The sequence below is a fragment of the Allobosea sp. CCNWLY174 genome, from assembly GCF_037120455.1.
GTDB classification, from domain to species: domain Bacteria; phylum Pseudomonadota; class Alphaproteobacteria; order Rhizobiales; family Beijerinckiaceae; genus Allobosea; species Allobosea lupini.
Genome location: NZ_JBBBBQ010000004.1, coordinates 431,423 through 458,064, shown reverse-complemented (window position 1 = coordinate 458,064; position 26,642 = coordinate 431,423). Strand labels below are relative to the sequence as shown.

Below are 26,642 nucleotides of genomic sequence, written 5' to 3'. Positions count from 1 at the left end.
GCCCCGGAAGCACCGCGACTATGCTGTGCCAACCGCAAACAAAGTCTTGATCCGGTCACGATAAGGCGGAACACACCGGAGGATGTGTGGTCGCTATGCCGTTACCCTGCCGCCGGAGGCGATGCGCGAAGCCTTCGCCTATCGCGAGCAGCCGAACTTCCCGCCGCGCTACAATATCGCGCCGACGCAGCCGGTGCCGGTGGTGCGTCTCGACGAGGGCCGGCGCCAGTTCATCCTGATGCGCTGGGGCTTCATTCCCGGCTGGGTCAAGGATCCCAAGGACTACCCTCTGGTCATCAATGTCCGCAGCGAGAGCGCCAGCGAAAAACCGTCCTTCCGCGCCGCCCTCACCCGCCGGCGCTGCCTGATGCCGGCCGACGGCTTCTATGAATGGCACCGCCTCGGTGAGGGCCGCCAGCAGGAAAACAGGCCCTATCTCTTCCGCAGGCCGGATCGCGGTATCTTCGCCTTCGCGGCGCTGTGGGAGACCTGGCACAGCCAGGACGGCTCCGAGATCGACACGGTCGCGATCGTCACCGGCCCGGCGAACGGGCAGATGGCGGCGATCCATCACCGCTCGCCGGTCGTCGTACCGCCCGAGGCATTCGACGCCTGGCTCGATCCTTCGGCGGAGCCTGCCGCCGTGCAGAGCCTGATGCGCCCGCCGCCAGACGATTTCTTCGAGATGTTCCGGCTCGGCGCAGGCGTGAACAAGGTCGCCAATGACGGCCCGGAGGTGCAGGAGCCGTTCGACCCTGCTTCGGAACCGGCACCTGCTCCCAAGCCTGCCATGCGTTCCCGTCGGGGCGGCCCCGACGATGCACAGGGCAGCCTGTTCTAGCGCTGGCCATAGCCGCGCGCTTACTCTGGTTCCAAACGAGACCAACAGTGGGAACGCACGATATGGATGGCCGCCGCCCGACGATGAGCTCCCTGCACGGCATGGTCGCCGCTGCCCACCCGCTGGCAGCGCAGGCCGGCGCGCGCATCCTCAGCCAGGGTGGCAATGTCTTCGATGCCGTCGGCGCGGTCGCGTCCGCCCTCAACGTGGTCGAGCCGTTCATGTCGAGCCTCGCCGGCATGGGGTCGGCGATCATGTGGGTCGCTGCCGAGAAACGCGTCCGCGTGCTCGATTTCGTGCCGCCCGTGCCGGCGAGCTTCCCGCTCGAACGCTTCACGCAGCGCTCCGAGCTCGAGCGCGGGGCGCTCGCCGTCGCTCCGCCCGACAACCTCGCCGGCTGGTGCGAGCTCAACCGCGCCTATGGACGGCTGTCGCTGGAGCAGATATTCGCGCCGGCGATCGCGCTCGCGCAGGACGGCTTCCCGATCGCCGAGTTCGGCGTGATCGAGTTCAACGAGCAGGCGCCCCTGCTGCGCGAACGGCCCGATCTCTACGAGAACTGGGCGCGAAACTATCTGCGCGACGGCGGGACGAGCGTCACGCTCGGGCAGATCCTGCGCCAGCCCGAGCTGGCCGCGACCCTGCGCGACATCGCCGCCAAGGGCCCCGATCATCTCTATCGGGGCGCGCTCGGCGAGACGATCACAAGCCATCTCAAGGCGCAGGGCGGCACGCTCACCATGTCCGATCTCGCCAAGGTCGCCCCGCGCTGGCGCGAGCCACTCGCCGCCGACTATCGCGGCCGGCAGGTGCACGTGCCGCCGCCCGCCTGCGAGGGCTTCCAGTTCCTCTTGACCCTGCGCATCCTCGACGGCTTCGACCTCGGCAAGCTCGAACGCAACGGCACCGAGCATCTCGACATCGTCTACCGCGCCATCCGCCTCGCCGCCGGCGTCCGGATCAACAACAACAACCCCAATCCCGAGAAGCTCGCCGAGATCCTGTCCGACGCCTTCGTCGAACGGCTACGGGCGCGGGTGCGCGACGGCAAGCCGATCGACGGCCCGACCGAGCAATGGATGCCGCAGGCGCCAGCGGGCGAAGACCCCGGCCACACCACCTCCTTCTCGATCGCCGATCGCGAGGGCAACCTGATCTGCGTGACGCAGAGCATCGGCAGCCCGTTCGGCAGCGGCGTCGTGGTGCCGGGCACCGGGATCACCCTCAACAACTTCCTCTACTGGGCCGATGTCCAGCCCGGCAGCCCGAACCGCTCGCTGCCCGGCTCGGAACTGCCGATGTGCATGTCGCCGACGCTCTCGACCAAGGACGGTGCGCCGGTCCTCGCGCTCGGCACGCCCGGCAGCTACGGCATCATGCAGACGCAGGTGCAGGCGATGGTCCAGCATGTCGATTTCGGGCTGCCGCTGCAGCATGCGATCGAGGCCCCGCGCGCCCGGCTCTGGGACGGCCGCGAGGTCGAAGTCGAGAACCGCATTCCTGCCGGGACGATCGCGGCGCTGGCCGAGCGTGGGCACGGCATCTTCGCCAATGAAGGCGGCTGGACGATGCGTGTCGGCGGCATGCAGGCGGTGTCGCGCGATCCAGCGAGCGGGCGGCTGACCGGTGCCTGCGATCCGCGCCGCGACGGCTATGTCGCGACGCCCTGAGCGGCCACAGCGCCAGGTCGAGGCCCTTCGCCGGCGGCGCCAAGGATGGAAGCATTGTGAGCACGGCCCCCGACGATCTTCAGTCCTGGCTGACGGATGCATTGCTGCCGGGCTGGATCGCCCGCGCCTACGACCCGGCGCGGCCCGGTTTCGTCGAATATCTCAGGCCGGATGGAACGCCCGAGGCCGGCGATCTGCGCACGACGCTGGTCACGGCTCGGCTGACCTATGTCTTCAGCCACGCGCATCTGCTGGGGGTCCCGGGGGCGCTTGCCGCCGCGCGCCACGGCCTCGCCTTCCTGACCGGCGCCTGCCGGCGCGCCGACGGGCGCTTCGTCCATTCCTGCACTGAGCGTGGCGAAATCGTCGACGGCAAGACCGACTTCTACGACCTCGCCTTCGTGCTTTTCGCGCTCGGCTGGTTCGCGAAGGCGACCGGCGAGACGGACGTGCTGGCAATCGCCGGCGAGGTGCTGGACTTCCTTGATGGCGAGCTGGCCGACCCCGCCGGGGGCTTTCGCGAGGACACGCTGGGCACGCAGCCGCGGCGGCAGAACCCGCATATGCATCTGCTCGAGGCCTGCCACGCCCTCGCGGCGGTGTCGCACGACCCGCGCTGGCTGACGACGGCCGACAGGCTCGTGCAGCTGATGCGGGAGCGGATGCTGGACGGCAATGGCACGCTTGGCGAGTTTTTCAGCGAGGACTGGGCGGCCTTCCCCGGCTCGCGCGGACTGATCCGCGAGCCCGGCCATCATTTCGAGTGGACGTGGCTGCTCTATCACCATGAGCGATTGACCGGGTCGGCCGAAGCTCGCGAGACGGCGCGCAAGCTCCATGCGTTCGGGCAGCGTCAGGTCGACGCTACCGCCAATTCATCGCGGCTCGTCGTGAACGAGGTGGACCCGGCAGGGCGCGTGCTGAACGGCGCTGCGCTGCTCTGGCCGCAGACTGAATACCTAAAGGCGCTCGTCGCGCGCATCGAATTCGAGGGCGACGCCGATGCCGCAGCACGGCTCGACCAGCATCTGCGCCTGATGTTCCGGCACTTCGTCGATCGCGAGAGCGGAATCTGGGTCAACCAGCTCGACGACCGGGGGCAGCCGATCAGCGACAGGGTCCCTGTCCGGGTGCTCTACCATCTGGTGCTGGCGCTCGCCGAGGTCTGCCGCGTCACCAAGCGCGACGCGGCCTTCCAACGAACTTCGCCCGCTACAGCACCGAGCCGGGATTGAGCAGGCCCTTGGGATCGAGCGCCGCCTTCACCGTCCGCATCAGGTCGAGCTCGACCGGGTCCTTCACGCCGGGCAGGAGTGAGCGCTTGAGGCGTCCGATGCCATGCTCGGCCGAGATCGAGCCTTTGAGCTCGGTGACGATGGCATGCACCGCCTCGTTCATCGCGCTCCAGCCGGCGAGATAGGCGGCCTTGTCGGCGCCGACCGGCTGGCTGACGTTGAAATGGATGTTGCCGTCGCCGAGATGGCCGAAGGGCACCGGCCGGCAGCCCGGCACCAGCGCCTCGACAGCGGCGATCGCGCGCTTCAGGAACTCCGGCGTCGCCTGGATCGGCACGGAGACGTCGTGCTTGATCGAGCCGCCCTCATGGGTCTGCACCTCCGAGAGCATCTCGCGCAGCTTCCAGAGATCGGCGCGCTGGCCGAGCGAGCCGGCGAGCACGGCATCGGTCACGAGACCCTCCTCGAGCGCCTCGCCGAGGAAAGCCTCGACGGCGTCGCTAAGCCCGGTTTCGGCTTGGGCGCTGACCTCCATCAGCACATACCAGGGCGATGGCTCGGAGAGCGGATCGCGGGCGCCGCTGGCATGGCGGACGACGAAGTCGAGGCCGATGCGCGGCATGATCTCGAAGGTGGTGAGCGTGCCGCCGGCACTGGCCTTTGCCTTGTTCAGCAAGGCGAGCGCGGCCACTGGATCGGGCACGGCAAGGAAGGCGGTGGCGCGCGCCGCCGGCAGCGGGAAGAGCTTCAGCACGGCGGCGGTTATGATGCCGAGCGTACCCTCCGAGCCGATGAAGAGGTTCTTGAGGTCGTAGCCGGTGTTGTCTTTGCGGAGCTGGCGCAGGCCGTTCCAGATGCGGCCATCGGCCAGCACCACCTCGAGGCCGAGGCAGAGCTCGCGGGCATTGCCATAGGCGATCACCGCCGTGCCGCCGGCGTTGGTGGACAGATTGCCGCCGACCGTGCAGGAGCCCTCGGAGGCCAGCGAAAGCGGGAAGAGCCGGCCTGCGGCCTCGGCGGCTTCCTGCGCACGCTGCAAGGAGACGCCGGCTTCGACCGTCATGGTGTCGCCCGCGGGATCGACCGAGCGCACCTTATCGAGCCGCTGCAGCGAGAGGATGATCTCCCGGCCCTCGGCGATCGGGATCTGCCCGCCGACCAGGCCGGTGTTGCCGCCTTGCGGCACGACGGTCACGTCGTTTTCGCTTGCCCACCTCATCACGGCCGAGACTTCGGCCACGGAGCCCGGCCGGACGACAGCCTGCGCCTTGCCGCGGAAGAGATCACGCCATTCCTTGAGATAGGGCACCATCGCGTCGGGGTCGCTGATGACGTTCCTGGCACCGACGATACCGGCCAGAGCTTCGATAACGGACGCGCTCATCCTGCCTCCAAGGCGATCTTATCTGCGGCCGGCGGCGGCCTTGCGGAAGACGCCGACGAGTTCGATGTGGGCGGAATAGCGGAACTGGTCGACCGGCGTCACGCGCTCAAGCGCATAGCCGCCTGCGACCAAAAGCGCTGCGTCGCGGGCAAAGCTGCCGACATCGCAGGAGACATAGGCGATGAGCGGCACCTTCGAGGCCGCGAGGCGCCTGACCTGCGCCTCCGCGCCAGCGCGCGGCGGATCGAGCACGACGGCATCGAACACGTTGAGCTCGTGCTCCAGCAAGGGGCGGCGGAAGAGGTCGCGCGCCTCCGCAGCAACCGGCTTCAGGCCTTGCGTATGGTTGGCGGCCCGGCTCAGCGCCTGAATCGCGGCCTTGTCGCTCTCGAAAGCCGAAACCTGCGCCTTTTCGGCGAGCCGGACGCTGAACGGGCCGCAGCCGGCGAAGAGATCGGCGACGCGCTTCGCCTTCGGGATCGCCTCGAGTACGAGGCGCGACAGGATCGCTTCGCCCTCCGCGGTCGCCTGCAGGAAGCCGCCGGGGGCTGGCGTCACCGCGGCCTTGCCCATCAGCTGGAAGGGAGCGCGCCGCTCGACGATGATCTCGCCATGCATGGCGAGCCGGGCGAGATCGAGCCGCTCGGCCGCTTCGGTGAGTTGCCGGCGCAGGCTGTCGCCGGCTGGCCCGTGGCCGCGGATATCGACGTCCAACCCGGCCTGCGAGGCGGTGAGCTGGATGTCGAGCGGCTTGTTCGAGGCGCGCAGGCGGTTGGCGAGATGCTGCGCCACGAGCGGCGCCCGCTCCAGCCCCGGCGCCAGCACCGGGCAGGCCTCGACCTCGATCAGGTCGTGTGTACCTGCCACCATGAAGCCGACGCGCATGCCTTCATCCTCACGCCTGGCGTGGAAGGTGACGCGCCTGCGGCCAGCGCCATGGGCATCGAGTAGGGGACCGACTTCGGTTTCCAGCGCGGCGCGGGAGAGCGCCGTCACCACCTGCTGGCGCTTCCACTCGGCATAGAGCCCCTCGCCCATATGCTGCGCCGCGCAGCCGCCGCAGCGCGTGAAGAGCGGGCAGATCGCGGCGATGCGCGAGGCGGATGGTGTCAGGATCTCGACGACCTGCGCGCGATCGCCATCGCGCACGGCCCGCACACTCTCGCCCGGCAAGGCGAAAGGCACGAAGACCGGGCCGCCCGTCGTCTCGGCGACGCCGTCCCCGCGCTGGCCGAGCCGCGCGATCGTGAGCGTTTCATTCATGGCGAGGGCGGACATTGGTCAGACCATGATCAGGAAAAGTGTCATGCGGTTTTCCGTTTGATCATGGTCCACTCAATGTTGCGAGGCGGATTCACGCATCAGGATATCCTATCCTGATGCGATCCGGCTCGCGGCTCGTGACGTGATTGCGGGTTTGGCCTATCAGGTGGCGAGCGACAGGGAAATGGCTGGAGTTGCCTGACATGACTATCCGCAACGGCGTCGTCGAAGCGATCGGCAACACACCCCTGATCAAATTGAAGCGCGCCTCGCAGGAAACCGGCTGCGAGATCCTCGGCAAGGCCGAGTTCATGAACCCCGGCCAGTCGGTCAAGGACCGCGCCGCGCTCGCCATCATCCGCGAGGCCGAGAAGAGCGGCGCGCTGCGCCCCGGTGGCGTCATCGTCGAGGGCACGGCCGGCAATACCGGCATCGGCCTCGCGCTCGTCGGCAATGCGCTCGGCTATCGCTCGGTGATCGTCATCCCGGAGACGCAGAGCCAGGAAAAGAAGGACATGCTGCGGCTCGCCGGCGCGACGCTGGTCGAGGTCCCGGCGGTCGGCTACGTCAACCCGAACAATTACGTGAAGGTCTCCGGCCGCCTCGCCGAGGAACTGGCCAGAACCGAGCCGAACGGCGCAATCTGGGCCAACCAGTTCGACAATACCGCCAACCGCCAGGGCCATGTCGAGATGACTGGTCCGGAGATCTGGCAGCAGACGCAGGGCAAGGTCGACGGCTTCACCTGCGCCGTAGGTACCGGCGGGACGCTCGCCGGTGTCGCCATCGCGCTGAAGGGCTTCAACCCGAAGATCCGCATCGCCCTCGCCGACCCGATGGGCGCCGCGCTCTACGCCTACTACACCACCGGCAAACTCAAAGCCGAGGGCTCCTCGATCACCGAGGGCATCGGCCAGGGCCGGATCACGGCGAATCTCAAGGACGCGCCGATCGACGTCGCCTTCCAGATCACCGACGAGGAAGCGATCCCGCTCTGCTTCCAGCTGCTTGAGGAAGAGGGCCTGTGCCTCGGCGGCTCCTCCGGCATCAACGTCGCCGGCGCGATCCGGCTGGCGAAGCAGATGGGGCCCGGCCACACCATCGTGACCATCCTCTGCGACTACGGCACGCGCTATCAGTCGAAGCTGTTCAACCCGGAGTTCCTGCGCTCGAAGAACCTGCCGGTGCCCGGCTGGCTGGAGCGCGATGGCGGGCTGAAGGACGTGCTGACGAAGGTAATGGCCTAGACGCCGTGCGCCCGCCGACCGGATCACTTCTCTCCGCGCTGCTGAACGCGCCGATCCGTCAAGGTCGGGTCGTCTGGATCGGATTGCGACCGGCACGACGCACGGCGATGACCAGCGTCGAGACGGCCACGGCGAGTGCGGCGGAAGGGCTCGTCGGTGATCGCTACAGCGGCCGGAGCGGTTCGCGGCAGGTCACGCTGATCCAGCGAGAACATCTCGCAGCGATCGCCAGCCATCTCGGGCTGGACCGGGTCGCTGCGGAGCAGCTGCGCCGCAACATCGTCGTCGAAGGCATCAACCTCGCGACCTTGAAGGGCCATCACTTTCGCCTCGGCGGCGCCATCCTCGCCTGGACCGGCGAATGCCATCCCTGCTCACGGATGGAGGAGGTTCTCGGCCAGGGCGGCTACAACGCCGTGCGCGGCCATGGCGGCATCACGGCGCGGGTGATCGAAAGCGGAGCGATCGCGATCGGCGACAGGCTGGAGCGGCTTCCCGCAACCAGCCTGTAACTGGGCGACGTCATGCCACCTGCGCGCCAGCGTCGATCGCCTCGATGTCCCCGGCGCGGTCGTACTGCGCCTGGTCGAGCATGCCCTGGCGCTTGGCGACGATGGTCGGCACCAGGGCCTGGCCGGCGACGTTCACGGCGGTGCGACCCATATCGAGGATCGGGTCGATCGCCAGCAGCAGGCCGACACCGGCGAGCGGCAGGCCGAGGGTCGACAAGGTCAGGGTCAGCATCACGGTAGCGCCGGTCAGGCCCGCGGTCGCGGCCGAGCCGATCACCGAGACGAAGGCGATCAGCACATATTCCTGGATGCCGAGCGGGACGCCGTAGAACTGCGCGACGAAGATCGCCGAGATCGCCGGGTAGATCGCGGCGCAGCCATCCATCTTGGTGGTGGCGCCCAGCGGCACAGCGAAGGCGGCGTATTCCCTGGGCACACCGAGACTCTTCTCGGTCACGGCTTCGGTCACCGGCAAGGTGCCGACCGAGGAGCGCGAGACGAAGGCGAGCTGGATCGCCGGCCAGGCACCGGCGAAGAAGCGCAGCGGCGAGAGGCCGTGCAGGATGAGCAGCGCCGGGTAGACGATCAGCAGCACGATGGCGAGGCCGAGATAGATCGCGAAGGCGTACCAGGAGAGCTGCTGCAGCGTCTGCCAGCCATATTGCGCGACGGCATTGCCGAGCAGGCCGATGGTTCCGATCGGTGTCAGGCGGATCACCCACCACAGGATCTTGCGGGTGATCGCCAGCAGCGACTCGTTGAAGGCGAGGAAGCTGTCGGCGCGCTCGCCGACCTTCAGCGCCGCGACGCCGACGACGATCGAGATGACGAGCAATTGCAGCACGTTGAAGCCGAGGCGGGTGGTCGCCGCCCCGCCATCGATCCGCGTCGAAGCCTGCAGGGCGAACATGTTGGCGGGAACGAGGCCCTTCAGGAAGTCGAGCCAGGAGCCGACCGCGCCCGGCGCCTTGGCGCTGGCGGCGAGCACTCCGGAATTGATGCCGGGCTGGATGATCAGGCCGAGCGCGATGCCGATCAGCACGGCGATGAAGGCCGTGACAGCGAACCAGAGCAGCGTCTGCCAGACGAGCGCAGCCGCGTTTGAGAGCTGCCGGAGATTGCTGATCGAGGCGACGATCGCGGTGAAGATCAGGGGCGGCACCAAGGCCTGCAGCAGTTGCACGAAAATCGAGCCGGTCGTCGCCAAAGTCGTCGTCAGCCAGTTCGGCTGGCCGGCCGCATCGGGGCCGATATTGCGCGCGATCCAGCCGAGCACGAGCCCGATCACCATGGCGGCCAGGACCTGGAAGCCGAAGCTCGCAAAAAATGGCTTGGGGCCGGCGGTCGCCGCGCCGGCTCGGGGCGTCACTGTGGTCATGGCAGGAACTCGTCAATCGCCGCAGCGCGGCTGCACATGTCTGCCGCTTATATAAGCACCGCACCAAACTGCGGGAAGCCAGACACGGCCATATTGCACCGATAGAGCAGCAGGACCTTTCTCCATGAAACTACTCCGCGGAGAATAATTTTCTCCAAGCTCGTATCGATGTCCGCGAATGCCTCCGTTCAGCGCAGTGGCCAGACGAAGAGGATCAGCGGCACAGCGAGCAGGATGACCAACAGCGACAGGGGCGCGCCGAGCCGCGCATAGTCGCCAAAGCGGTAGCCGCCGGGGCCCATCACCAGCGTGTTGCACTGGTGGCCGATCGGTGTGAGGAAGTCGCAGGCCGCGCCGATCGCCACCGCCATCAGGAAGGCGTCGGGGTTGTAGCCGAGCGTCTTGGCGAACCCCGCGCCGATCGGCGCCATCACCAGCACGGTCGCGGCATTGTTGAGGAAGGGCGTCACCGCCATGGCCGCGACGAGCATCAGCCCGACCGCGCCCCAGCCGGGCAGGCCGGCGCCGATTTGCGCCAGCAAGCCGGCGAAGACATCGGTCGCGCCGGTGACGCGCAGGCTGTCGCTGACCGGGATCAGCGCCGCCAGCATCACCAAGATCGGCGCCTCGACCGAGTCATAGGCGTCGCGCAGCGTCAGGGCGCGCGTCACCAGCAGGAGCACCGCAGCGGCGAAGAAGGCGATCGCCACCGGCAGCAGCCCGAGCGCGACGACGATGACCGTCGCGGCGACGATTGTGCCGGTGACCAGACGGCGACGCGTACTGCCGAGTTGGAGGCTGCGCGCCGCCAGCGGCAACAGGCCGAGCTCGCGCAGGCGCTCGGGCAGCAGGTCCTCATCGCCCTGCAGCAGCACGACGTCGCCGGCGCGCAGGCGAATGTCGCGCAAGCGCTCGGTGAAGCGCTCGCCGGCGCGGCTTATGCCGAGCAGGTTGATGTGGAAGCGGGCATGCAGGTCGATCTCGGCAGCGCTCAATCCCTCAAGGAGCGAGCCTTGCGTGACGATCGCCTCGCCGGTGCGCGCGGGATCGAGCGAACCTTCCTTCTGCGTCGAGCGATGCTGGCCGGTGAGCTCGAGTTCGCCCGCGGCGACAACGCGTTCCAGCGCCTTGGGCTCGCCGCGTAGCAGCAGGATGTCGCCGGCGCGCAGGCTGGCATCGGGCAGCGGCGCCCGGCGGCGCTCGCCATCGCGCAGGATGGCGACGACCTCGACCTCGCCATCGCCCGGCTTCCTGAGATCGGCGACAGTCTTGCCGGTGAGCGCCCCCTTCTCGGGGAGACGCGCCTCGGTGACATAGTCCTTGATGCCGACAGCCTGGTCGAGCGAGCGCGAGCCCTGGCGATCCTTCGGCAGCAGCCTGTAGGCGACGCTGAGGAAGGCGCAGCCGGCGAGCGCGATGCCGATGCCGACCGGCGTGAAGTCGAACATGGCGAAGGGCTCGCCGCCGAGCTCCTGCCGCACGCGCGCGACGATGACGTTCGGCGAGGTGCCGACCAGCGTGACGATGCCGCCCAGCAGCGAGGCGAAGGCCATCGGCATCAGGAAGACCGAAGGCGACTTCCCGTCCTTGCGGGCGAGTTGGTAGGCGATCGGCAGCATCATCGCGAGCGCGCCGATGTTCTTGATGATCGCCGACATGGCGGCGACGACGAAGACGAGGACCGCGACCTGCGCCTGCGTCGAGCGCAGTGAGGGGGATATGCGGGCGAGCGCGGTCTCGACCAGCCCGGAGCGCGCCACCGCGGCGCTGACGATCAGGGCGCTGGCGACGATGATGACGATGTCGTCGGAGAAGCCCTTGAAGGCTTCCCTGGCCGGCACGACGCCGAGCGCGACGCCCGCCAGCAGGGCCAGGAGCGCGACCACATCATAGCGCAGCTTGCCCCAGACGAAGGCGGCCATCATCGCGGCGACTAGTGAGCAAGACAGAATCTGTGGCAGCGTCATCCGGGCAAGCTATCCGAAGGGGCGCGCCCCGGGCGCGGTCAAAGCCACTTTTTCCAGCGAAAGAACATGTAGGGCAGCACGGCGAAGAGGATCATCAGGCCGATTGCCATCGGGTAGCCGAGCTGCCATTCCAACTCCGGCATGGTCTTGAAGTTCATTCCGTAGATCGAGGCGATCAGGGTCGGCGGCATCAGCGCGACCGAGACGACCGAGAACAGCTTGATGATCTTGTTCTGCTCGATGCTGACGAGGCCGAGCGTCGCATCGAGCATGAACTGCAGCTTGCTCGATAGGAAGGTGGCATGCTCCTCGATCGCCTGAACGTCGCGCAAGGCGGAGCGCCATTCCGGGTTGAAACCGCCGGCCGCCTTCTTGGTGCGCTTGAAATTGGCGGAGAGGTAGAGCAGCACGCGCTCGACCGAGACCATGCTCTCGCGGACATTCGAGATGATGTGCTCGTACTGGCCGATCTTGCGCACCACCGCCTGATAGACGCGGCCCTGCTCGACATGGGCGCTGTCGCCGTCGAAGATCTGGCGCGAGCGCATGTCGACGCGATCGCCGACGCCGCGCAGCACCTCGGCGGCGCGGTCGACGATCGCCTCGATCAGCCCCTCGATCACGCCGGCAGGCTCGAGCTCGCAGCCGCCCGGCTTGGTGACGCGGTTCTTGAAGATGTTGAAGGCGCCGGGCTCGTCATAGCGCACGGTCACCAGCGCCTTCTCGGTCAGGATGAAGGTGACGTCGGCGAGGCGCGGGACGTTTGTGTCGGACTGGCAGATGATCCGCGCCGTCATATAATGCGCGCCGTTCTCGGCGTAGATGATCTCGGACGGTTCGAGATCGTGCATCTCCTCCTTCGTCGGAATGGAGATGCCGAGATGGCGCTCGACCCTGGCGTCCTCGGCCGGCGTCGGGTTGAGCAGGTCGATCCAGATCGACCCCGGCGGGATCTCGTCTTCGGCAATGAGGTTGCGCGGCGCGAGCTTGTCGCCGCTCGTCTGGCAGATGCCGTGGATCAGGAGCATGGTCGGTCGTCCGGAATCGGGCACCGCAAGGCGCGATTTGTGCCGCAACAACTCCAAACGTCCGGCGGTGTCAAACCGATGACGGTTCTGGGGCAGCGGCTGATCCCGCGGCGGTATTCCCGCTCGGGCCAGAAATCTGGCAGCGCTGCGGCAGGGTTAGCACAATATCAATCGCCGGATGAGAAGCTGAACGAATCCGTCGCCCCTCCGGACTTGTCATGCTCAACGCCGCAAAGAATCTCAGCATCAAGACTATGCTTCTGACTGTGCTCGGCCTTGCCAGCGCAGCGATCGTCACGCTCTCGTCGCAGGCGCTCTGGCAGGCCTGGACGCGCCACAATACCGCCGTCGAGGTGTCCGCTCTCGCCGATCTGAACAAGGCCTATTTCACGGCGCTGCAGAACCTGCGCTACGAGCGCGGCAATGGCGCGAGCGCGCTGACCATGCCGACCGACAAGAACGCCGGGATGATCGAGGACGTGCTGACGCGCCGAAAGCGTCTGGACGACGCCATCGCCACGGCCCAGACGATCGTCCGGGACAACGGCTATGAGGTCGCCAAGACCGTCTCGACCGAGATCGACGGCCATGTCGCAGCGCTCAAGCCCTTGCGCGCGAAGGTCGACGGCAACTGGAAGCTGCCACTGGAGTCGCGGGAGAAGGAGCTGGCCGGGGCCAGCATGGCCCAGACCGGCAAGTTCCTGAGCGCGCTCGAGGCTGCCTCGGCGACGCTGGAGGAACGCATTCTCGCGCTTGACGCCAGCTTCGCCAACCTGACCTCCGTCCGCTCGATGGCCTGGGCCGCACGCTCGCTCAGCGGATCGTCGACGATCGTCCTCAACAACGCCGTCGCCCAGGACCGGCCGCTGGACGCCAAGGAGAGCAATGCCGTCCTCGTCAACGATGCGCGCATGGAGTTCGCCTGGGGCGTGGTGAGGCAGCTCATCGGCCAGGCCAGCACCCCGCAGGCGCTCAAGGACGCGCTCACCACCGCCGAGAACACCTATTTCGGCGGCACCTTCAAGGCGACGCGGGCCGATCTCGTCGCCAACGTGACGGGCGGCCGCAAGCCTGCGATCAATCCCGATCAATGGCGTAACCAGATCGTCGCCGCCTCCGAGACAGTCGGCGCCGTGGCGAGCCGCGCCATTGACGTCGTCTCGGATGTGGCGGACGCGAAGGCCGATGCGGCAATGCGCTCGCTCATCGTCTACGGCCTCCTCCTGCTGGCCGCGCTGGCGCTCGCGCTCATCGGGCTCTGGCTGGTGCAAAGCCGCGTGACGCGCCCGATCACCGCGCTGACCGCCTCGATGAAGCAGCTGGCGCAGGGCGACTTCACCGCCGAGGTCATCGACAGCGGCCGTAATGACGAGATCGGCGGCATGGCCGCCGCCGTCCGGGTGTTCAAGGAGAACGGTTTGCGTGTCCAGGCGCTGGAGGCGCAGGAGCGCGCCGCCGCGGCCGAGCGGGCGGCGCGGACCGAAGCCATGGTCGCCGTGGTCAGCGATGTCGGCACGGTCGTCGCGGCTGCGGCTGCGGGCGATTTCAGCGCGCGCCTGCGCCTGGAAAGCGCCGATGCGCAGATGCAGCAGCTGGTCGACGGCATCAACCAGATCAACGCCGTGGTCGACGGCGCGACCACCGAGTTCGCCGACATCCTCGCATCGGTCTCGCAAGGTGACCTGACCCGCCGGGTCGCGACCAGCTATCAGGGCCGCTTCGCCGAGCTCAAGCACTCCGTGAACGAGACGGTCGAGCGCCTCTCGGAGACGATCGGCGGCATCCAGGCGACGACCTCGCAGGTCTCGGCCTCCGCTCGCGAGATCAAGGCGGGCGCCGACGATCTCGCCAAGCGGACCGAGGAGCAGGCCGCTTCGCTCGAGGAGACGGCCGCGACGACCGAGGAACTCGCAGCTTCGGTCAAGGCTAGCGCAAGCTCCTCGAAGGTGGCGGCATCGTCCTCCGACGAGGCCACGAACGTGGCGCAGCAGGGCGGCGCGATCGTGCAGAACGCCGTCGAGGCGATGGAGCGGATCGAGGCGGCCTCGCGCAAGATCACCGACATCACCTCGGTGATCGACGGCATCGCCTTCCAGACCAATCTGCTGGCGCTCAACGCTGCGGTGGAAGCCGCACGCGCGGGCGATGCCGGCAAGGGCTTCGCCGTGGTCGCCTCGGAGGTCCGGACGCTGGCGCAGCGCTCCGCCGAAGCGTCCAAGGACATCACGACCCTGATCCAGTCCTCGACCACCGAGATCGAGGAGGGTGTGAAGCTGGTGCGCTCGGCCGGGACGGTGCTCGACAAGATCGTCACGGCCTCCCGGCAGGTCGCGGCGACCGTCGTCGAAATCTCGGCAGCGGCAGGCGAGCAGGCCAACGGCATCGACGAGATGAGCCAGACCGTCGCCCATATGGACGAGATGACCCAGGCGAACGCGGCTTTGGCCGAGCAGAGCGCCGCCTCGGCCGCTTCGCTCGCCGACCAGATCCACAGCCTGGATCAGCTCGTCGCGGCCTTCCGCATCGCCGGCGGCGAAGCGCGCTCGACCAGCGAGCCGGAGCGCCTGCGCAACCTCGCCGCGGCCGCCATGTCGGAAACCCGCTCGGCGCCGCGCACTCCAGCGAGGAAGGCACAACCTGCCCCGGCAGCTGCGATGCCCGCCCGCAAGGTCGCGAACGGCGGAGCGCGGGACCGCGAGTGGGAAGAGTTCTGAGCCTTCCGGCTCAGACGCCGCCCTTCACCCCCTCAGGCGGCTTGATCTCCTCGGGCACGAAGAAGTCCGGCATCAGCGGCACCGACGGATCGACCCGGTAGGGCGTGAAGTCGGTGACGCCCTCGCCGGCCATGAAGTTGTCGTCGATCAGGAAATTGCCCGAGAAGCTGCGCGAGGGCTTGTTGAAGACCATGTAGGCGGCGTCGGCCAGCATCTCCGGCGTGCGGCTCGCCTGCACCATCTTGTCGCCGCCGAGGAGGTTCTTCACCGCAGCAGTGGCGACCGTGGTGCGCGGCCAGAGTGCGTTGACGGCGATGCCCTTGGGCGCCAGCTCGCCGGCAAGGCCCAGCACACACAGGCTCATCCCATACTTCGCCATGGTGTAGGCCAGGTGCGGCGCGAACCAGCGCATCTTCATGTCGAGCGGCGGCGACAGCATCAGGATATGCGGGTTCTCCGCCTTCTCCAGATGCGGAATCGCGTATTTCGAGACCATGAAGGTGCCGCGCGTGTTGATCTGGTGCATCAGATCGAAGCGCTTCATGTCGGTCATCTGGGTATTGGTCAGCGAGATCGCGCTGGCATTGTTCACGACGATGTCGAGGCCGCCGAAGGTCTCGGCCGTCTTGGCGATCGCCTCGGCCACGCTCTGCTCGTCGCGGACGTCGACCATCAGCGGCAGGCACTTGCCGCCGGCGGCCTCGATCTCGGCAGCGGCGGTATAGATCGTGCCTTCCAGCTTGGGATGCGGCTCGGCCGTCTTGGCGGCGATGGTGACATTGGCGCCGTCGCGCGCCGCTCTGATGGCGATGGCGAGGCCGATGCCGCGCGATCCGCCGGTGATGAAGAGCGTCTTGCCCTTGAGCGACATGGTGTCCTCCCTCGTTAACTCTGCAAGCTGAACCGGTCCGGCTGACTGCCGTCGGCATCGGTGAAGCCATAGGCGCGCGCCAGATCGGCGACATGGAGCACCTGGCCGGCATGGCGGGCGATATCAGGGTCGGCGGCGAGCGCCGCGACCGCGCGGCCGGCATAGAGCGGGGTCTCGCTGGTCTCGGCGGCCATGCCAGCATCACGCACGCGCTCGGTCAGGACATGGCCCGGGGACAAGGCCAGCGCGGTGACGCCATAGGGTTTCAGCTCCTGCGCCATCGCCAGCGTCAGCCGGTTCATCGCTGTCTTGGACAGGTCGTAGAAGACATCGCCGAGATAGCCGCCGGCGGTGTCGAAGCTCACCGTGACGATCAGCCCCTGCCGCATCTGGACCATGGCGGGCGCGACGGCACGCGCCAGCAGCAATTGCGCGTAGACGCCGCTCTCGAAGCTCTCGCCGAGCCGTGCCACCGGGCGGCGCCAGAACGGCGCGCCGAAGGCGGAGCCATCAGGATAGCGCTCGCCGTCATAGCCCTCATTGCCGCCCCAGACCGCATCGACGACGCAGTCGAGCCGGCCGAAGCGCCGAAGGGACCAGGCGACGAGCTGATCGACCTCGCGCTCATTGGTATGGTCGCAGCGATAGGGCTCGCCGCGGCCGCCTGAAGCCTCGACCTCGCGGGCCGTGTCCTCGAAGGTCTCCGAACGCTGGTCGGTGCGCGGCCCGGCCTCGCTGGAGCGGCCTGTGACGATCACGGTGGCGCCGGCCTGGCCGAGCGCCCGGGCGATGCCGCGCCCCAGCCCGCGCGAGGCGCCTGCGACGAGGCAGACCTTGCCGGCTAGCGGCTTTTGCGGGCTGTCATCGGTCATTCGGATACCGCTGGCGCAATGCGAGCAGCTCCGCTAGAAGCCCCCTCCCCCGAACGGCGAGGACGGTCATGGAAGCGAGCGATGTCGCGGCCTGCTGGGAGGCCAATGCCGAAACCTGGACCCGGCATGCGCGCGCCGGCTACGACCTCTACCGGGACGCCCAGAATACCCCGGCCTTCTTTGCGCACCTGCCCGATATCGAAGGACTGGACGGCCTCGACATCGGCTGCGGCGAGGGCTCGAACACGCGCAAGCTCGCTGAGGCCGGCGCCAGCGTCACCGCGATCGACATCGCGCCGACCTTCATCCGCCATGCGCGGGAAACCGAGGCCGCCAGCCCGCTCGGGATCGACTACCGCGTCGCCGACGGCATGGCCCTGCCCTTCGCCGATGCCTCGTTCGATTTCGCCACCGCCTTCATGTCGCTGATGGACATGCCGCATCAGGACCGCGTGCTGGCCGAGGCCAAGCGGGTGCTGAAGCCGAGCGGCTTCCTGCAGTTCTCGATCCTGCATCCCTGCTTCGCCACGCCCGGTCGCAAGGTGATGCGCGACGAGACGGGCACTGTGCTCGGCATCGAGGTGCGCGAGTACTTTCGCGTCACCGACGGCGAGATCGAGAGCTGGCGCTTCGGCGCCGCGCCGCCCGAGGAGAAGGCCAAGGTCGAGCCGTTCCGCGTGCCGCGCTTCCACCGCACGCTGAGCGACTGGATCAACCTGCTCGTCGCGAGCGGCCTCCGGATCGAGCACATGCACGAGCCGGGCGTCGATGCGCAGACGGCCAAGGCCGTGCCCTATCTCGCCGACACCTATATCGCGCCGCTGTTCCTGCACATGCGGGTGCGGAAGCCGGTGCGATAGGTCAGGCGCGGCAAGCGGCGTCACGCCGCGAAGACCGCAGCCGAATCCTCGACCGCGCCGGCGCCCTCGGTCACCGCCAGCTCCAGCGCCGTGGCCTCGCCGACATGGTGCTCGGCATAGAAGCGGGCTGTGGCGAGCGCCGCGGCACCCTGATCCTCTCCCTGCAGCGCCAGCGCCTTCTTGGCGAGGCCGGTGCCGCCCTGGGCGAGCGCGAACAGCTTGAGATAAGGCGTCGCGCCGGCGAGCGCGCTCGCCTGGTCGATGCCCATGGTCGCGAGCATCCATTCGGTCGCACGCTCGAGCGAGTCGACGGCGGCGCCGAGCCGGGCCGCGCTGTGGCCGAAGCCGGGCGTATTGGCCTCGCGCACCTGCGCAACGACGCCGCGCATCTCGCCGATCAGCGCCTTGACGGCATCGCCATTGGAGAGCGGCAGCTTGCGCAGCACGAGGTCGATCGCCTGGATGCCGTTGGTGCCCTCGTAGATCGTGGCGATGCGGGCATCGCGCAGGTGCTGGGCGGCGCCGGTCTCCTCGACATAGCCCATGCCGCCGTGGATCTGGACGCCGGTGGAGGCGACCTCGACGCCGATATCGGTGGCGTAGGCCTTGGCGATGGGCGTGATGATCGCCGCCCGCTCGGCCGCCGCCTTGCGCCTGGCCTCGTCGGGGTCGCGATGCGAGCGGTCGAGCAGTGCGGCCAGCAGCAGCGAGAGCGTACGCGCAGCCTGCGTCTTGGCGCGCATCTCCATCAGCATGCGGCGGATGTCGGGATGGACGATGATCGGGCTCATCGGCGCGCCCTTCGGCGCATCGAGCGCGGTGCCCTGCTTGCGCTCCTGCGCGAAGGAAAGCGCCTGCTGGTAGGCGCGCTCGGCGATGGCGACGCCCTGCACCGCGACGTTGAGGCGGGCATTGTTCATCATCGTGAACATGCAGGCGAGGCCGCGGTTCTCCTCGCCGATCAGCCAGCCGATCGCGCCGCCCTCGTCGCCATAGCTCATCGCGCAGGTCGGCGAGGCATGGATGCCGAGCTTGTGCTCGACGCCGGTGCAGCGGACATCGTTGCGCGCGCCGAGCGAGCCGTCGGCATTGACCAGAAATTTCGGCACCAGGAAGAGCGAGATCCCGCGCGTGCCGGGAGGAGCGTCGGGCAGGCGGGCGAGGACGAGATGGACGATATTGTCCGTCATCTCGTGATCGCCATAGGTGATGAAGATCTTCTGGCCGCTGATGCGGTAGGTGCCGTCGCCGGCGCGCTCGGCCTTGGAGCGCAGCGCGTTGAGGTCCGAGCCGGCCTGCGGCTCGGTCAGGTTCATCGTGCCCATCCACTCGCCGGAGACGAGCTTGGCGAGGTAGGTCTCCTTCAGATAGTCGGAGCCATGGGCATGCAGCGCCTCGATCGCGCCGACCGTCAGCAGCGGGCCGAGCGCGAAGGCGAAGGCAGCCGAATTCCACATTTCGGTGCAAGCCGACTGCACCAAGGTCGGCAGGGCCTGGCCGCCATAGGCCTCCGGCCCCGGCAGCGCGTTCCAGCCGCCTTGCGCCCAGGCGTGATAGGCTTCCTTCCAGCCCGGCGGGGTGATGACGGTACCATCCTTGAGCTTCGAGCCGACGCGGTCGCCGACGACATTCAGGGGCGCGAGGACATCGCCGGCGAACTTCGCGGCCTCCTCCAGCACGGCCTCGGTGACGCCATCCGCGAGTTCCGGTGCGAGCCCCTCGGAGATCAGGGCGTCGAGCCCGGCGACATGGCGCATCGTCGCCAGGATATCCTCGACCGGAGCACGGTACGACATCGCTTACCTCCCTCGGCGCCCGCACTTTCGAACCGGGCATTCTGCTCGTTGCGTTTGACGGCGATGTTAGCGACGAACTATGCCCGCCGCCACGCGCAAGCCGGCGCAGGTTCGCGCATGCCGCGTCGGCATTGTTATAGTTTACATGTGAACTTTCAAGAGCGACCGTGACAGGACCTCGTCAGACCCAGCGCCTTTTCGCCGACGACGCCGGCATCGCCGCCGCCGCGCAGCTGCTGCGCGCCGGCAAGCTCGTCGCGCTGCCGACCGAGACGGTCTACGGGCTCGCCGCCGACGCAAGCGACGACCGCGCCGTCGCATCGATCTATGCCGCCAAGGAGCGCCCGAGCTTCAACCCGCTGATCTCGCATCTGCCGGATGTCGATGCTGCCAGGCGCCAGGGCCTGTTCGATGCGCCGGCGCTGGCGCTGGCGAAGGCGTTCTGGCCGGGCCCGCTGACGTTGGTCGTGCCGGCTTCGAGCTCGTGCACGGTCTGCAGCCTCGCCCGCGCCGGGCTCGACAGCGTCGCGCTGCGGGTGCCGTCGCATCCGGTGGCGCGCGCTGTCCTGCAGGCAGCGGGCCGGCCGATCGCGGCGCCCTCGGCCAATCGCTCGGGCCGGGTCAGCCCGACGCAGGCCGAGCATGTCTTCGCCGATCTCGACGGGCGGATCGACGCCGTGCTCGATGCCGGGCCGACGGCGGTCGGCGTCGAATCCAGCATCGTCGCCTGCCTCGGCGGGGCGCCGCGCCTGCTGCGTCCGGGCGGCGTGCCGCGTGCGGCGCTGGAGGCTGCGATCGGGCAGGCCCTCGTCATCGTCGAGGAAGGCGGTACGGCCCCGCTCGCGCCAGGCCTACTCGCCTCGCACTACGCGCCGCGGGCCGCGGTCAGGCTGGATGCGGAGGCGCCGCGACCGGGCGAAGCCTGGCTCGGCTTCGGTCCGGGACCGGATGGCGCCCTGCCCGCGCTCGCCTTCAACCTGAGTCCGTCAGGCGACCTGACCGAGGCCGCCGCCAATCTCTTCGCCGCGATGCGCCATCTCGACGATCAACGCCCGGCGACGATCGCCATCGCGCCGATCCCGATGCGAGGCCTTGGCGAAGCGATCAACGACCGGCTGCGCCGCGCCGCGGCGCCGCGTTGAAGTCGGCATTATCGCCCGAGATCCGCTTGCAATTCCGCAAGATCTGGCAATGCTGCGCGCGGAGTTGCTGGAGAGTGACCATTGTCGACGTCGAAGCTCGCCTGGGATGATTTCCGCCTGATCAAGGCGATCGCCGATGCAGGCGGGCTGACCGGCGCGGCAGCCGCCCTCAACGTCAATCATTCCACGGTGTTCCGCCGGCTCGGCCAGATCGAGGAGCAGCTCGGCCACGCTCTCTTCGAGCGCCGCAAGACCGGTTATGTCGCGACCTCGGCTGGCGAGGAGATGACGACGCTGGCCTCGCGCATCGATGAGGACGTCACCGCTTTCGGGCGCAGGCTCGCTGGGCGCGACCTCGCTCCGTCAGGTGACTTGCGCGTGACCACCACCGACACGCTCTATCTGCATGTGCTGCTGCCGATCTTCGCAGCGTTCCGGGCAGCGCATCCGCTGATCCGGCTCGACGTCGTCATGGCCAGCCAGACCCTCAATCTCTCGCGCCGTGACGCCGACGTCGCCATCCGCGCCAGCGATTCGCCGGGCGAGACGCTGGTCGGCCGCCGCCTCGCCAACCTGAACTGGGCCGTCTACGCCCGCGCCGACGCGCCGGCGACCGAGGCCGAGTCGCATGATCCGAAGCTGCTGTTCCGGCGCGACTGGGTCGCGCTCGGCGACCCGCTCGGCTATGTCAAGGCTGCCCGCTATGTCCGCGACCATGTCCCGGCCGAACGGATCGCGCTGCGTTCCTCGGCCGTGCTCGGGCTGACGGAAGCCGTCGAGCAGGGGATGGGCATCGGCCCCCTGCCCTGCTTCATTGCCGACCAGCGGCCGGGGCTCGTGCGGCTGCTGCCACCGGACCCGGACTTCTCCACCGGGCTATGGATCCTGACCCACCCCGACATCAGGCATGCGCCACGCGTGCGCGCCTTCATGGATTTCGTCGGCGGCGAGCTGGCGAAACGGAAGGCGCTGCTTGAAGGCGCCGGCTGAGCCTCACCCGATCTCGACGACCACCCGACCGCGCACCTTGCCGTCGAGCAGAGCGCGGCCGGTCTCGACGACATCCTCGAGCGGGATCGTCGTCGTCATCGCCGCCAGCTTCTCACGGTCGAGATCGCGCGCGAGACGCTGCCACGCTTCGAGCCGGCGCGTCTTCGGGCACATCACCGAATCGATGCCGAGCAGCGCGACGCCGCGCAGGATGAAGGGCGCGACCGAGGCCGGCAGGTCCATGCCCTGCGCCAGGCCGCATGCGGCGACAGCGCCGCCGTACTTGGTCATCGACAGGACATTGGCGAGCGTGTGCGAGCCGACGGCATCGACACCGGCGATCCAGCGCTCCTTGCCGAGCGGGCGCCCAGGCCCGGAGAGTTCGTTCCGATCGATGATCTCGGCCGCGCCGAGACCCTTGAGATAATCCGCTTCCTCCGGCCGACCGGTCGAGGCGATCACATGCCAGCCGGCCTTGGCGAGCAGCGCGGTCGCCACCGAGCCGACGCCGCCGGCCGCGCCGGTGACGACGACCGGGCCGTCGGCCGGTTTCACGCCATGGCGCTCCAGCGCGAGCAGGCTGAGCATGGCGGTGTAGCCAGCGGTGCCGATCGCCATCGCCTCGGCAGGGGTCATTCCGTCGGGCAGCGGCACCAGCCAATCGCCCTTGACCCGGCTCTTCTGAGCATAGGCGCCCAGATGCGTCTCGCCGGTGCCCCAGCCGTTGAGGATGACGAGGTCGCCGGGCTTGAATTCGGGATTGTCGGAGGTCTCGACCCGGCCGGCGAAATCAATGCCGGGGATCATCGGCCAGCGCCGCACCACCGGGGCGCGGCCGGTGATGGCAAGGCCGTCCTTGTAGTTCAGCGTCGAATGGGTGACGCGGACGATGACGTCGCCTTCCATCAGGTCCGCTTCGGCGAACTCGCCGAAGGCGACGCTGGTGCCGGCTTCGCCCTTGTTGGCTATGAGGGCCTTGAAGGTCGACATGAACTCACTCCCGGGACGCGATCGAACTTTCCCTAGGAGTGACCCGCCCGGCCGCCGCCTGCAAGCGGCAAGCTCGTGCGGCTTTAGTCAGGCCGGCTGCGGCACGGCGCGCGCCACCGGCTTCTCGACGATCGGCAGGTTGATCAGCGCCGAGGCGACGCCAAGCGCGACCGAGAGCCACCAGACGATGGTGTAGGAGCCGAACTGCTCATAGAGGATGCCGCCGAGCAACACGCCGAGGAAGCCACCGACCTGATGCGAGAAGAAGGCGAAGCCGTAGAGCATCGCCATGTACTTGGTGCCGAACATCAGCATGACCAGCGCCGAAGTCGGCGGCACGGTCGAGAGCCAGAACACGCCGATGACGATGCCGAAGGCGATCGCGGTCGTCGGGCTCGGCGGCAGCAGGATGAAGGCGGCGATGGCGACGGCCCGGCCGAGATAGATCCATGCGAGCAGATGGCGCTTGGGCATGCGTGCCGTCAGCCAGCCGGAGCCGAGCGAGCCGACCGCATTGGCAAGGCCGATCGCGGCCAGCGTCCAGCCGCCGACCCAGGCCGGCAGGCCGGTGTCCTTGAGATAGGCAGGCATGTGCACGGTGATGAAGGCGAGCTGGAAGCCGCAGGTGAAGAAGCCGAGCACGAGCAGGACATAGGAGCGGTGCTTGAAGGCCTCGGCCAGTGCCTGCGCGATGCTCTGGTTCGGCGCCACAACCGCGCCGGGCGCAGCCGCAGGCTGCTTGGTGCCCCGCATCGCCAGCATCACCGAAAGCGGCAGCACGGGCAGCAGGGTGAAGGCGAAGACGATCAACGCCTGCTGCCAGCCGAGCGTCTCGATCAGGATGTTGCCGATCGGCGGGAACAGGAACTGGCCGAAGGAACCGGCGGCAGTGCCGGCGCCGAAGGCGAGCGGGCGCCATTGCTCAGGCAGGAGTTTACCGAAGGCGGCGAGGATCAGGTTGAAGGAGCAGGCCGAGAGCCCGAAGCCGATCAGCACGCCGGCGCCGAGATGAAGCTGCAGCGGCGTCGAGGCATAGGACATCGTGACGAGCCCGGCGGCATAGAGCAGCGCGCCGGCGCAGAGCACCCGCACCATGCCGAAGCGATCGGCGATCGCGCCGGCGAAGGGCGCGCCCAGGCCCCAGAGCAGATTCTGGATCGCCAGCGCCAGGCTGAACGTGTCGCGGCCCCAGCCGAACTGAGAGGTCATCGGGATCTGGAACAGGCCGGCGCTGGCGCGCGGGCCGAAGCTGATCAGCGCGATCAGACAGCCGGCGGCGACGATGATCTCCGGCGCGTAGCCGCGCCTGGCGGTTGCGGTCATGACGGGCTCCGGAGCGAGAATCGTGTGTCTGCACGATAGGGCGTGCAACCCGAGCATGCCAACGCGATTCCGTTACGTTGCGCATCACAGGATTGCATGATCGCCACGCAGCAAATTCATCGGATTTCGTCGGCAAACAGCTGTTTATCTGCTAGGATCGCCTCTGCAATCTTGGAGGCGACCAATGCGTGCCGTCATAGAGTTGCTAGCTGACTACAGCGCCTGGCTGTCCCGGATGCTTCTGGTGACACCGGAGTTCATCACCAAAGATCGACGGGGCAACATGCCGCCGCCCTCCGGCGGCATCGGCGCCTATTGACGGTCGCTGCCCGCCTTCGACGGCGGGCAGCGAGAGCAGCTGGGCTATTTGCCCCAGCGCAAGGCGAGCGGATCGAGTTCGCGCGCGAGCTCGAGCAGGCCTTCGCGCGTCTGCGGATGCAGCGGCGTCAGCGGATGGCGCACCGCGTCCGACTTGATCACGCCGCCGGCCTTCATCACCGCCTTGGCCGAGCGCAGGCCGCATTGGCGGTTCTCGTAATTGATGATCGGCAACACGCGGGCATAGAGCGCCGCCGCCTGCCTGCGGTCGCCCGCGGCATGGGCGGTGAGGATCGGCTTGATCAGGTCGGGGATCATTGCCGAGGTCATCGTGCCGGTGGCGCCGGCGTCGAGATCGGCCATCAGCGTGATCGCTTCTTCACCATCGAACGGGCCGACGATGGCGTCGCCGCCCGCCTCGATCAGCGAGCGCAGCTTGCCCGCCGTGCCCGGCACCTCGAGCTTGAAGTAGCGCACGAGCGGCACCTCCCTGTTGAGCCTGACCATGAACGGCACGGTCATCGTCACCCCGGAGAGCGGCGCGTCCTGGAGAATGATCGGGATTCCCGCTGCATCCGCCACGATCTTGAAATGCTCGATCATGCCCTGCTCGTCGGCCTTGAGCAGTGCGCCATGATAGGGCGGCATCATCATCAGCATCTTCGCGCCGGCCTCGGCCGCCGCCTTGGCGCGCTGCGCGGCGATGCGGGTCGAGAAATGCGAGGTGGTGACGCAAACCGGCACCCGGCCGGCGACCTGCTCGATCGAAAGCCGCATGACCTCGTCGCGCTCGGCGTCGGTCAGCAGGAACTGCTCGGAAAAATTGGCAAGGATGCAGATGGCATCGACGCCCTGGTCGACCATCAGGTCCATCACCCGGCGATTGCCCTCATGATCGACGTCGCCGTTCTCGTGGAAGATCGTCGGCGCGATCGGGATGATGCCCTTATAGGGTTCGCTCATGGCAAGGCCTCGGCTGTTCGTGGCTGGGAGGGGGTGGAGCTCATTGCGTCTGCCAATCGCCACCGCCGGGAAGCCCGCGCTGGTAGATGGCGAGGTCCTCGGGCGAGAAGCAGCAAAAGATGACTGCGTCGAAGGAAGCGCCGGCCTTCAGGGCTTCCGCGACCGTCGCCACGGCGATATCCGCCGCAGCCGCGATCAGATAGTAGATCCCAGTGCTGATGCTCGGGAAGGCGACGGTTCGCACGCCTGCGCCGGCCGCGACCGCGAGGGAGCGGCGATAGCAGGAGGCGAGCAGCTCAGCCTCGCTCCGGCCGCCGCCCTGCCAGACCGGCCCGACCGTATGGATGACGAAGCGCGCCGGCAGGCGATAGCCCTGGGTCAGCTTGGCGTCGCCGGTCTGGCAGCCGCCGAGCCGGCGGCATTCCTGGAGTAATTCCGGCCCTGCGGCGCGATGGATCGCACCGTCGACGCCGCCTCCCCCCAACAGCGAATTGTTGGCGGCGTTGACGATGGCGTCGACGGCAAGCGTGGTGATGTCGGCCTGGATGGCTTGAAGTCTGCCGGCAATTCTCATGGCTGGCTGTCCTTCCGCTGGTATCGGATCGCCCCGCCCTGCCGACGATACAAGCACAGTGGTGATCGATCGCCACCGGCTCTCCATCGAACGATGCGTCAGTCGGCGACACCGATGACGAAAGCCAGCCCGGCCGTCACGCGCGCCATCTCGGCGGCGGTCAAGCGTCCGATGGGGCCGGATACCCGGCTGCGCATGAGGGTGACCGGCTTGTCGACCATCACCTGCGATCGCTCGCGCAAGCCATTCTCCAGCGACGGTTCGATCATGACACGAAGGTCCGACGCATCGACCAAGGTCGACGTCATCTGACAGACCACAACGGAGGGATGCGCGGCTGGAATCGCATCGCTCTGAACGATGACCGCTGGCCGTGGCTTGCCAGAATCTCCGGCAGCCGCGACGATCACGACAGCGCCCCGGCTCAAGCTCAATCGTCCCTCGCCGGGCTGTCAAATTCGGACACCGATTCGATCCAGCGCAAGGCGTCGTCCTCTGCGGCGAGATCGAGCCTCGCGACCTGCCGCACGATCCGAGCACGGACAGCCGGCGAACGCGCATCGGGAACGAGCAGGCGCACCTCGCGCAAGTTTTGCTCGCGCCGTCTACGACGCATGTCGCGCATCCGCTCTGCAACCGCTGCCACGGCGAGACATCCGGTAACGAGCGGAAGACGTAACGCGTTACGAGCTTGCCGGCAAGAT

General features: G+C 68.0%; 24 protein-coding genes. 10 read left to right on the top strand and 14 right to left on the bottom strand.

Translation table 11 applies throughout. The annotated features are described in order from the left end of the window. Positions 1–82: 82 nt before the first annotated feature. From V7S63_RS15820 to V7S63_RS15810, 3 genes are read left to right on the top strand one after another with little or no spacing between them, the layout of a single operon-like run. Positions 83–841, top strand: coding sequence for an SOS response-associated peptidase (locus V7S63_RS15820; RefSeq protein ID WP_336530909.1), 759 nt, complete (start codon positions 83–85; stop codon positions 839–841). 47 nt (positions 842–888) lie between these two features. Next, positions 889–2,511: a gamma-glutamyltransferase family protein gene (locus V7S63_RS15815; RefSeq protein WP_336530908.1), complete on the top strand. Its 1,623-nt coding sequence runs from the start codon at positions 889–891 to the stop codon at positions 2,509–2,511. Positions 2,512–2,567: 56 nt separating this feature from the next. Continuing rightward, positions 2,568–3,746, top strand: coding sequence for an AGE family epimerase/isomerase (locus tag V7S63_RS15810; RefSeq protein ID WP_336530907.1), 1,179 nt, complete (start codon positions 2,568–2,570; stop codon positions 3,744–3,746). Here V7S63_RS15810 and V7S63_RS15805 read toward each other — a convergent pair. Both V7S63_RS15805 and V7S63_RS15800 read right to left on the bottom strand, forming a co-directional pair. Continuing rightward, positions 3,724–5,130 (bottom strand): FAD-binding oxidoreductase, encoded by a 1,407-nt coding sequence (locus tag V7S63_RS15805; RefSeq protein WP_336530906.1) that lies wholly within the window; start codon positions 5,128–5,130, stop codon positions 3,724–3,726. The genes V7S63_RS15810 and V7S63_RS15805 overlap by 23 nt on opposite strands. Positions 5,131–5,148: 18 nt before the next feature. Then, positions 5,149–6,393: a class I SAM-dependent RNA methyltransferase gene (locus tag V7S63_RS15800; protein WP_336530905.1), complete on the bottom strand. Its 1,245-nt coding sequence runs from the start codon at positions 6,391–6,393 to the stop codon at positions 5,149–5,151. Positions 6,394–6,596: 203 nt separating this feature from the next. Here V7S63_RS15800 and V7S63_RS15795 point away from each other — a divergent pair, with 203 nt between their 5' ends. Then, a complete protein-coding gene (locus V7S63_RS15795) occupies positions 6,597–7,640 on the top strand; it encodes a cysteine synthase A (RefSeq protein WP_336530904.1) in 1,044 nt (347 codons plus the stop codon). Between the two features lie 107 nt (positions 7,641–7,747). After that, positions 7,748–8,152 (top strand): MOSC domain-containing protein, encoded by a 405-nt coding sequence (locus V7S63_RS15790; RefSeq protein ID WP_336530903.1) that lies wholly within the window; start codon positions 7,748–7,750, stop codon positions 8,150–8,152. Between the two features lie 10 nt (positions 8,153–8,162). Here the strand turns inward: V7S63_RS15790 and V7S63_RS15785 are convergent, their stop codons facing one another. The 3 genes from V7S63_RS15785 to V7S63_RS15775 form a co-directional block, all read right to left on the bottom strand. After that, positions 8,163–9,530 carry a dicarboxylate/amino acid:cation symporter gene (locus tag V7S63_RS15785; protein ID WP_336530902.1) on the bottom strand — a complete coding sequence of 456 codons (1,368 nt, stop codon included), beginning with the start codon at positions 9,528–9,530 and terminating at the stop codon, positions 8,163–8,165. 188 nt (positions 9,531–9,718) lie between these two features. Beyond that, a complete protein-coding gene (locus V7S63_RS15780) occupies positions 9,719–11,497 on the bottom strand; it encodes an SLC13 family permease (protein ID WP_336530901.1) in 1,779 nt (592 codons plus the stop codon). A 38-nt stretch (positions 11,498–11,535) separates the two neighbouring features. Further along, the gene (locus tag V7S63_RS15775) at positions 11,536–12,525 is read right to left on the bottom strand and encodes a magnesium transporter CorA family protein (RefSeq protein WP_091831352.1); all 990 of its coding nucleotides are present in this window, start codon (positions 12,523–12,525) and stop codon (positions 11,536–11,538) included. A 218-nt stretch (positions 12,526–12,743) separates the two neighbouring features. On the opposite strand from V7S63_RS15775, the gene V7S63_RS15770 reads away from it, so the two are divergent. Then, complete coding sequence (locus V7S63_RS15770; RefSeq protein WP_100965464.1) at positions 12,744–15,239, top strand: methyl-accepting chemotaxis protein; 2,496 nt, start codon at positions 12,744–12,746, stop codon at positions 15,237–15,239. Positions 15,240–15,249: 10 nt separating this feature from the next. Here V7S63_RS15770 and V7S63_RS15765 read toward each other — a convergent pair whose 3' ends face one another. Beyond that, positions 15,250–16,110 (bottom strand): SDR family oxidoreductase, encoded by an 861-nt coding sequence (locus V7S63_RS15765; RefSeq protein WP_336530900.1) that lies wholly within the window; start codon positions 16,108–16,110, stop codon positions 15,250–15,252. 14 nt (positions 16,111–16,124) lie between these two features. Beyond that, positions 16,125–16,982, bottom strand: coding sequence for an SDR family NAD(P)-dependent oxidoreductase (locus V7S63_RS15760; protein WP_336530899.1), 858 nt, complete (start codon positions 16,980–16,982; stop codon positions 16,125–16,127). Positions 16,983–17,050: 68 nt separating this feature from the next. Between V7S63_RS15760 and V7S63_RS15755 the strand changes: the two genes are divergently transcribed. Then, positions 17,051–17,842: a class I SAM-dependent methyltransferase gene (locus tag V7S63_RS15755; RefSeq protein ID WP_336530898.1), complete on the top strand. Its 792-nt coding sequence runs from the start codon at positions 17,051–17,053 to the stop codon at positions 17,840–17,842. A gap of 20 nt (positions 17,843–17,862) precedes the next feature. On the opposite strand, the gene V7S63_RS15750 is transcribed toward V7S63_RS15755, so the two are convergent. Then, entirely contained in the window at positions 17,863–19,638 is a 1,776-nt protein-coding gene (locus V7S63_RS15750) for an acyl-CoA dehydrogenase (RefSeq protein WP_091831362.1), read from the bottom strand. Positions 19,639–19,805: 167 nt separating this feature from the next. Here V7S63_RS15750 and V7S63_RS15745 point away from each other — a divergent pair, with 167 nt between their 5' ends. Beyond that, on the top strand, positions 19,806–20,780 hold the full coding sequence (locus V7S63_RS15745) for an L-threonylcarbamoyladenylate synthase (protein ID WP_336530897.1): 975 nt from the start codon (positions 19,806–19,808) through the stop codon (positions 20,778–20,780). 81 nt (positions 20,781–20,861) lie between these two features. Then, positions 20,862–21,770 carry a LysR family transcriptional regulator gene (locus V7S63_RS15740; protein ID WP_336530896.1) on the top strand — a complete coding sequence of 303 codons (909 nt, stop codon included), beginning with the start codon at positions 20,862–20,864 and terminating at the stop codon, positions 21,768–21,770. Between the two features lie 3 nt (positions 21,771–21,773). Here the strand turns inward: V7S63_RS15740 and acuI are convergent, their stop codons facing one another. Together acuI and V7S63_RS15730 are read right to left on the bottom strand one after the other, a co-directional pair. Further along, positions 21,774–22,760, bottom strand: coding sequence for an acrylyl-CoA reductase (NADPH) (gene acuI / locus V7S63_RS15735; protein ID WP_336530895.1), 987 nt, complete (start codon positions 22,758–22,760; stop codon positions 21,774–21,776). A gap of 87 nt (positions 22,761–22,847) precedes the next feature. Further along, positions 22,848–24,083 (bottom strand): MFS transporter, encoded by a 1,236-nt coding sequence (locus V7S63_RS15730; RefSeq protein ID WP_336530894.1) that lies wholly within the window; start codon positions 24,081–24,083, stop codon positions 22,848–22,850. Between the two features lie 184 nt (positions 24,084–24,267). Here V7S63_RS15730 and V7S63_RS15725 point away from each other — a divergent pair, with 184 nt between their 5' ends. Beyond that, entirely contained in the window at positions 24,268–24,402 is a 135-nt protein-coding gene (locus V7S63_RS15725; protein WP_280141468.1) for a hypothetical protein, read from the top strand. Positions 24,403–24,446: 44 nt separating this feature from the next. Here V7S63_RS15725 and V7S63_RS15720 read toward each other — a convergent pair whose 3' ends face one another. The 4 genes from V7S63_RS15720 to V7S63_RS15705 form a co-directional block, all read right to left on the bottom strand. Further along, a complete protein-coding gene (locus tag V7S63_RS15720) occupies positions 24,447–25,364 on the bottom strand; it encodes a dihydrodipicolinate synthase family protein (RefSeq protein WP_336530893.1) in 918 nt (305 codons plus the stop codon). A 40-nt stretch (positions 25,365–25,404) separates the two neighbouring features. Beyond that, a complete protein-coding gene (locus V7S63_RS15715) occupies positions 25,405–25,938 on the bottom strand; it encodes an O-acetyl-ADP-ribose deacetylase (RefSeq protein ID WP_336530892.1) in 534 nt (177 codons plus the stop codon). 98 nt (positions 25,939–26,036) lie between these two features. Continuing rightward, entirely contained in the window at positions 26,037–26,348 is a 312-nt protein-coding gene (locus tag V7S63_RS15710; protein ID WP_336530891.1) for a type II toxin-antitoxin system PemK/MazF family toxin, read from the bottom strand. A 20-nt stretch (positions 26,349–26,368) separates the two neighbouring features. Beyond that, positions 26,369–26,563 carry an antitoxin MazE-like protein gene (locus V7S63_RS15705; protein WP_336530890.1) on the bottom strand — a complete coding sequence of 65 codons (195 nt, stop codon included), beginning with the start codon at positions 26,561–26,563 and terminating at the stop codon, positions 26,369–26,371. Between the last annotated feature and the right edge of the window lie 79 nt (positions 26,564–26,642).

What these genes read in the sequence shown, in the direction of transcription:
- V7S63_RS15750 (WP_091831362.1), bottom strand. Translation starts at nt 19,638, where the DNA reads ATGTCGTACCGTGCTCCGGTCGAGGATATCCTGGCGACGATGCGCCAT.
- V7S63_RS15800 (WP_336530905.1), bottom strand. Translation starts at nt 6,393, where the DNA reads ATGAATGAAACGCTCACGATCGCGCGGCTCGGCCAGCGCGGGGACGGC.
- V7S63_RS15790 (WP_336530903.1), top strand. Translation starts at nt 7,748, where the DNA reads ATGACCAGCGTCGAGACGGCCACGGCGAGTGCGGCGGAAGGGCTCGTC.
- acuI (WP_336530895.1), bottom strand. Translation starts at nt 22,760, where the DNA reads ATGTCGACCTTCAAGGCCCTCATAGCCAACAAGGGCGAAGCCGGCACC.
- V7S63_RS15755 (WP_336530898.1), top strand. Translation starts at nt 17,051, where the DNA reads ATGGAAGCGAGCGATGTCGCGGCCTGCTGGGAGGCCAATGCCGAAACC.
- V7S63_RS15820 (WP_336530909.1), top strand. Translation starts at nt 83, where the DNA reads ATGTGTGGTCGCTATGCCGTTACCCTGCCGCCGGAGGCGATGCGCGAA.
- V7S63_RS15715 (WP_336530892.1), bottom strand. Translation starts at nt 25,938, where the DNA reads ATGAGAATTGCCGGCAGACTTCAAGCCATCCAGGCCGACATCACCACG.
- V7S63_RS15730 (WP_336530894.1), bottom strand. Translation starts at nt 24,083, where the DNA reads ATGACCGCAACCGCCAGGCGCGGCTACGCGCCGGAGATCATCGTCGCC.
- V7S63_RS15705 (WP_336530890.1), bottom strand. Translation starts at nt 26,563, where the DNA reads ATGCGCGACATGCGTCGTAGACGGCGCGAGCAAAACTTGCGCGAGGTG.
- V7S63_RS15805 (WP_336530906.1), bottom strand. Translation starts at nt 5,130, where the DNA reads ATGAGCGCGTCCGTTATCGAAGCTCTGGCCGGTATCGTCGGTGCCAGG.
- V7S63_RS15770 (WP_100965464.1), top strand. Translation starts at nt 12,744, where the DNA reads ATGCTCAACGCCGCAAAGAATCTCAGCATCAAGACTATGCTTCTGACT.
- V7S63_RS15760 (WP_336530899.1), bottom strand. Translation starts at nt 16,982, where the DNA reads ATGACCGATGACAGCCCGCAAAAGCCGCTAGCCGGCAAGGTCTGCCTC.
- V7S63_RS15780 (WP_336530901.1), bottom strand. Translation starts at nt 11,497, where the DNA reads ATGACGCTGCCACAGATTCTGTCTTGCTCACTAGTCGCCGCGATGATG.
- V7S63_RS15720 (WP_336530893.1), bottom strand. Translation starts at nt 25,364, where the DNA reads ATGAGCGAACCCTATAAGGGCATCATCCCGATCGCGCCGACGATCTTC.
- V7S63_RS15785 (WP_336530902.1), bottom strand. Translation starts at nt 9,530, where the DNA reads ATGACCACAGTGACGCCCCGAGCCGGCGCGGCGACCGCCGGCCCCAAG.
- V7S63_RS15775 (WP_091831352.1), bottom strand. Translation starts at nt 12,525, where the DNA reads ATGCTCCTGATCCACGGCATCTGCCAGACGAGCGGCGACAAGCTCGCG.
- V7S63_RS15725 (WP_280141468.1), top strand. Translation starts at nt 24,268, where the DNA reads ATGCGTGCCGTCATAGAGTTGCTAGCTGACTACAGCGCCTGGCTGTCC.
- V7S63_RS15765 (WP_336530900.1), bottom strand. Translation starts at nt 16,110, where the DNA reads ATGTCGCTCAAGGGCAAGACGCTCTTCATCACCGGCGGATCGCGCGGC.
- V7S63_RS15795 (WP_336530904.1), top strand. Translation starts at nt 6,597, where the DNA reads ATGACTATCCGCAACGGCGTCGTCGAAGCGATCGGCAACACACCCCTG.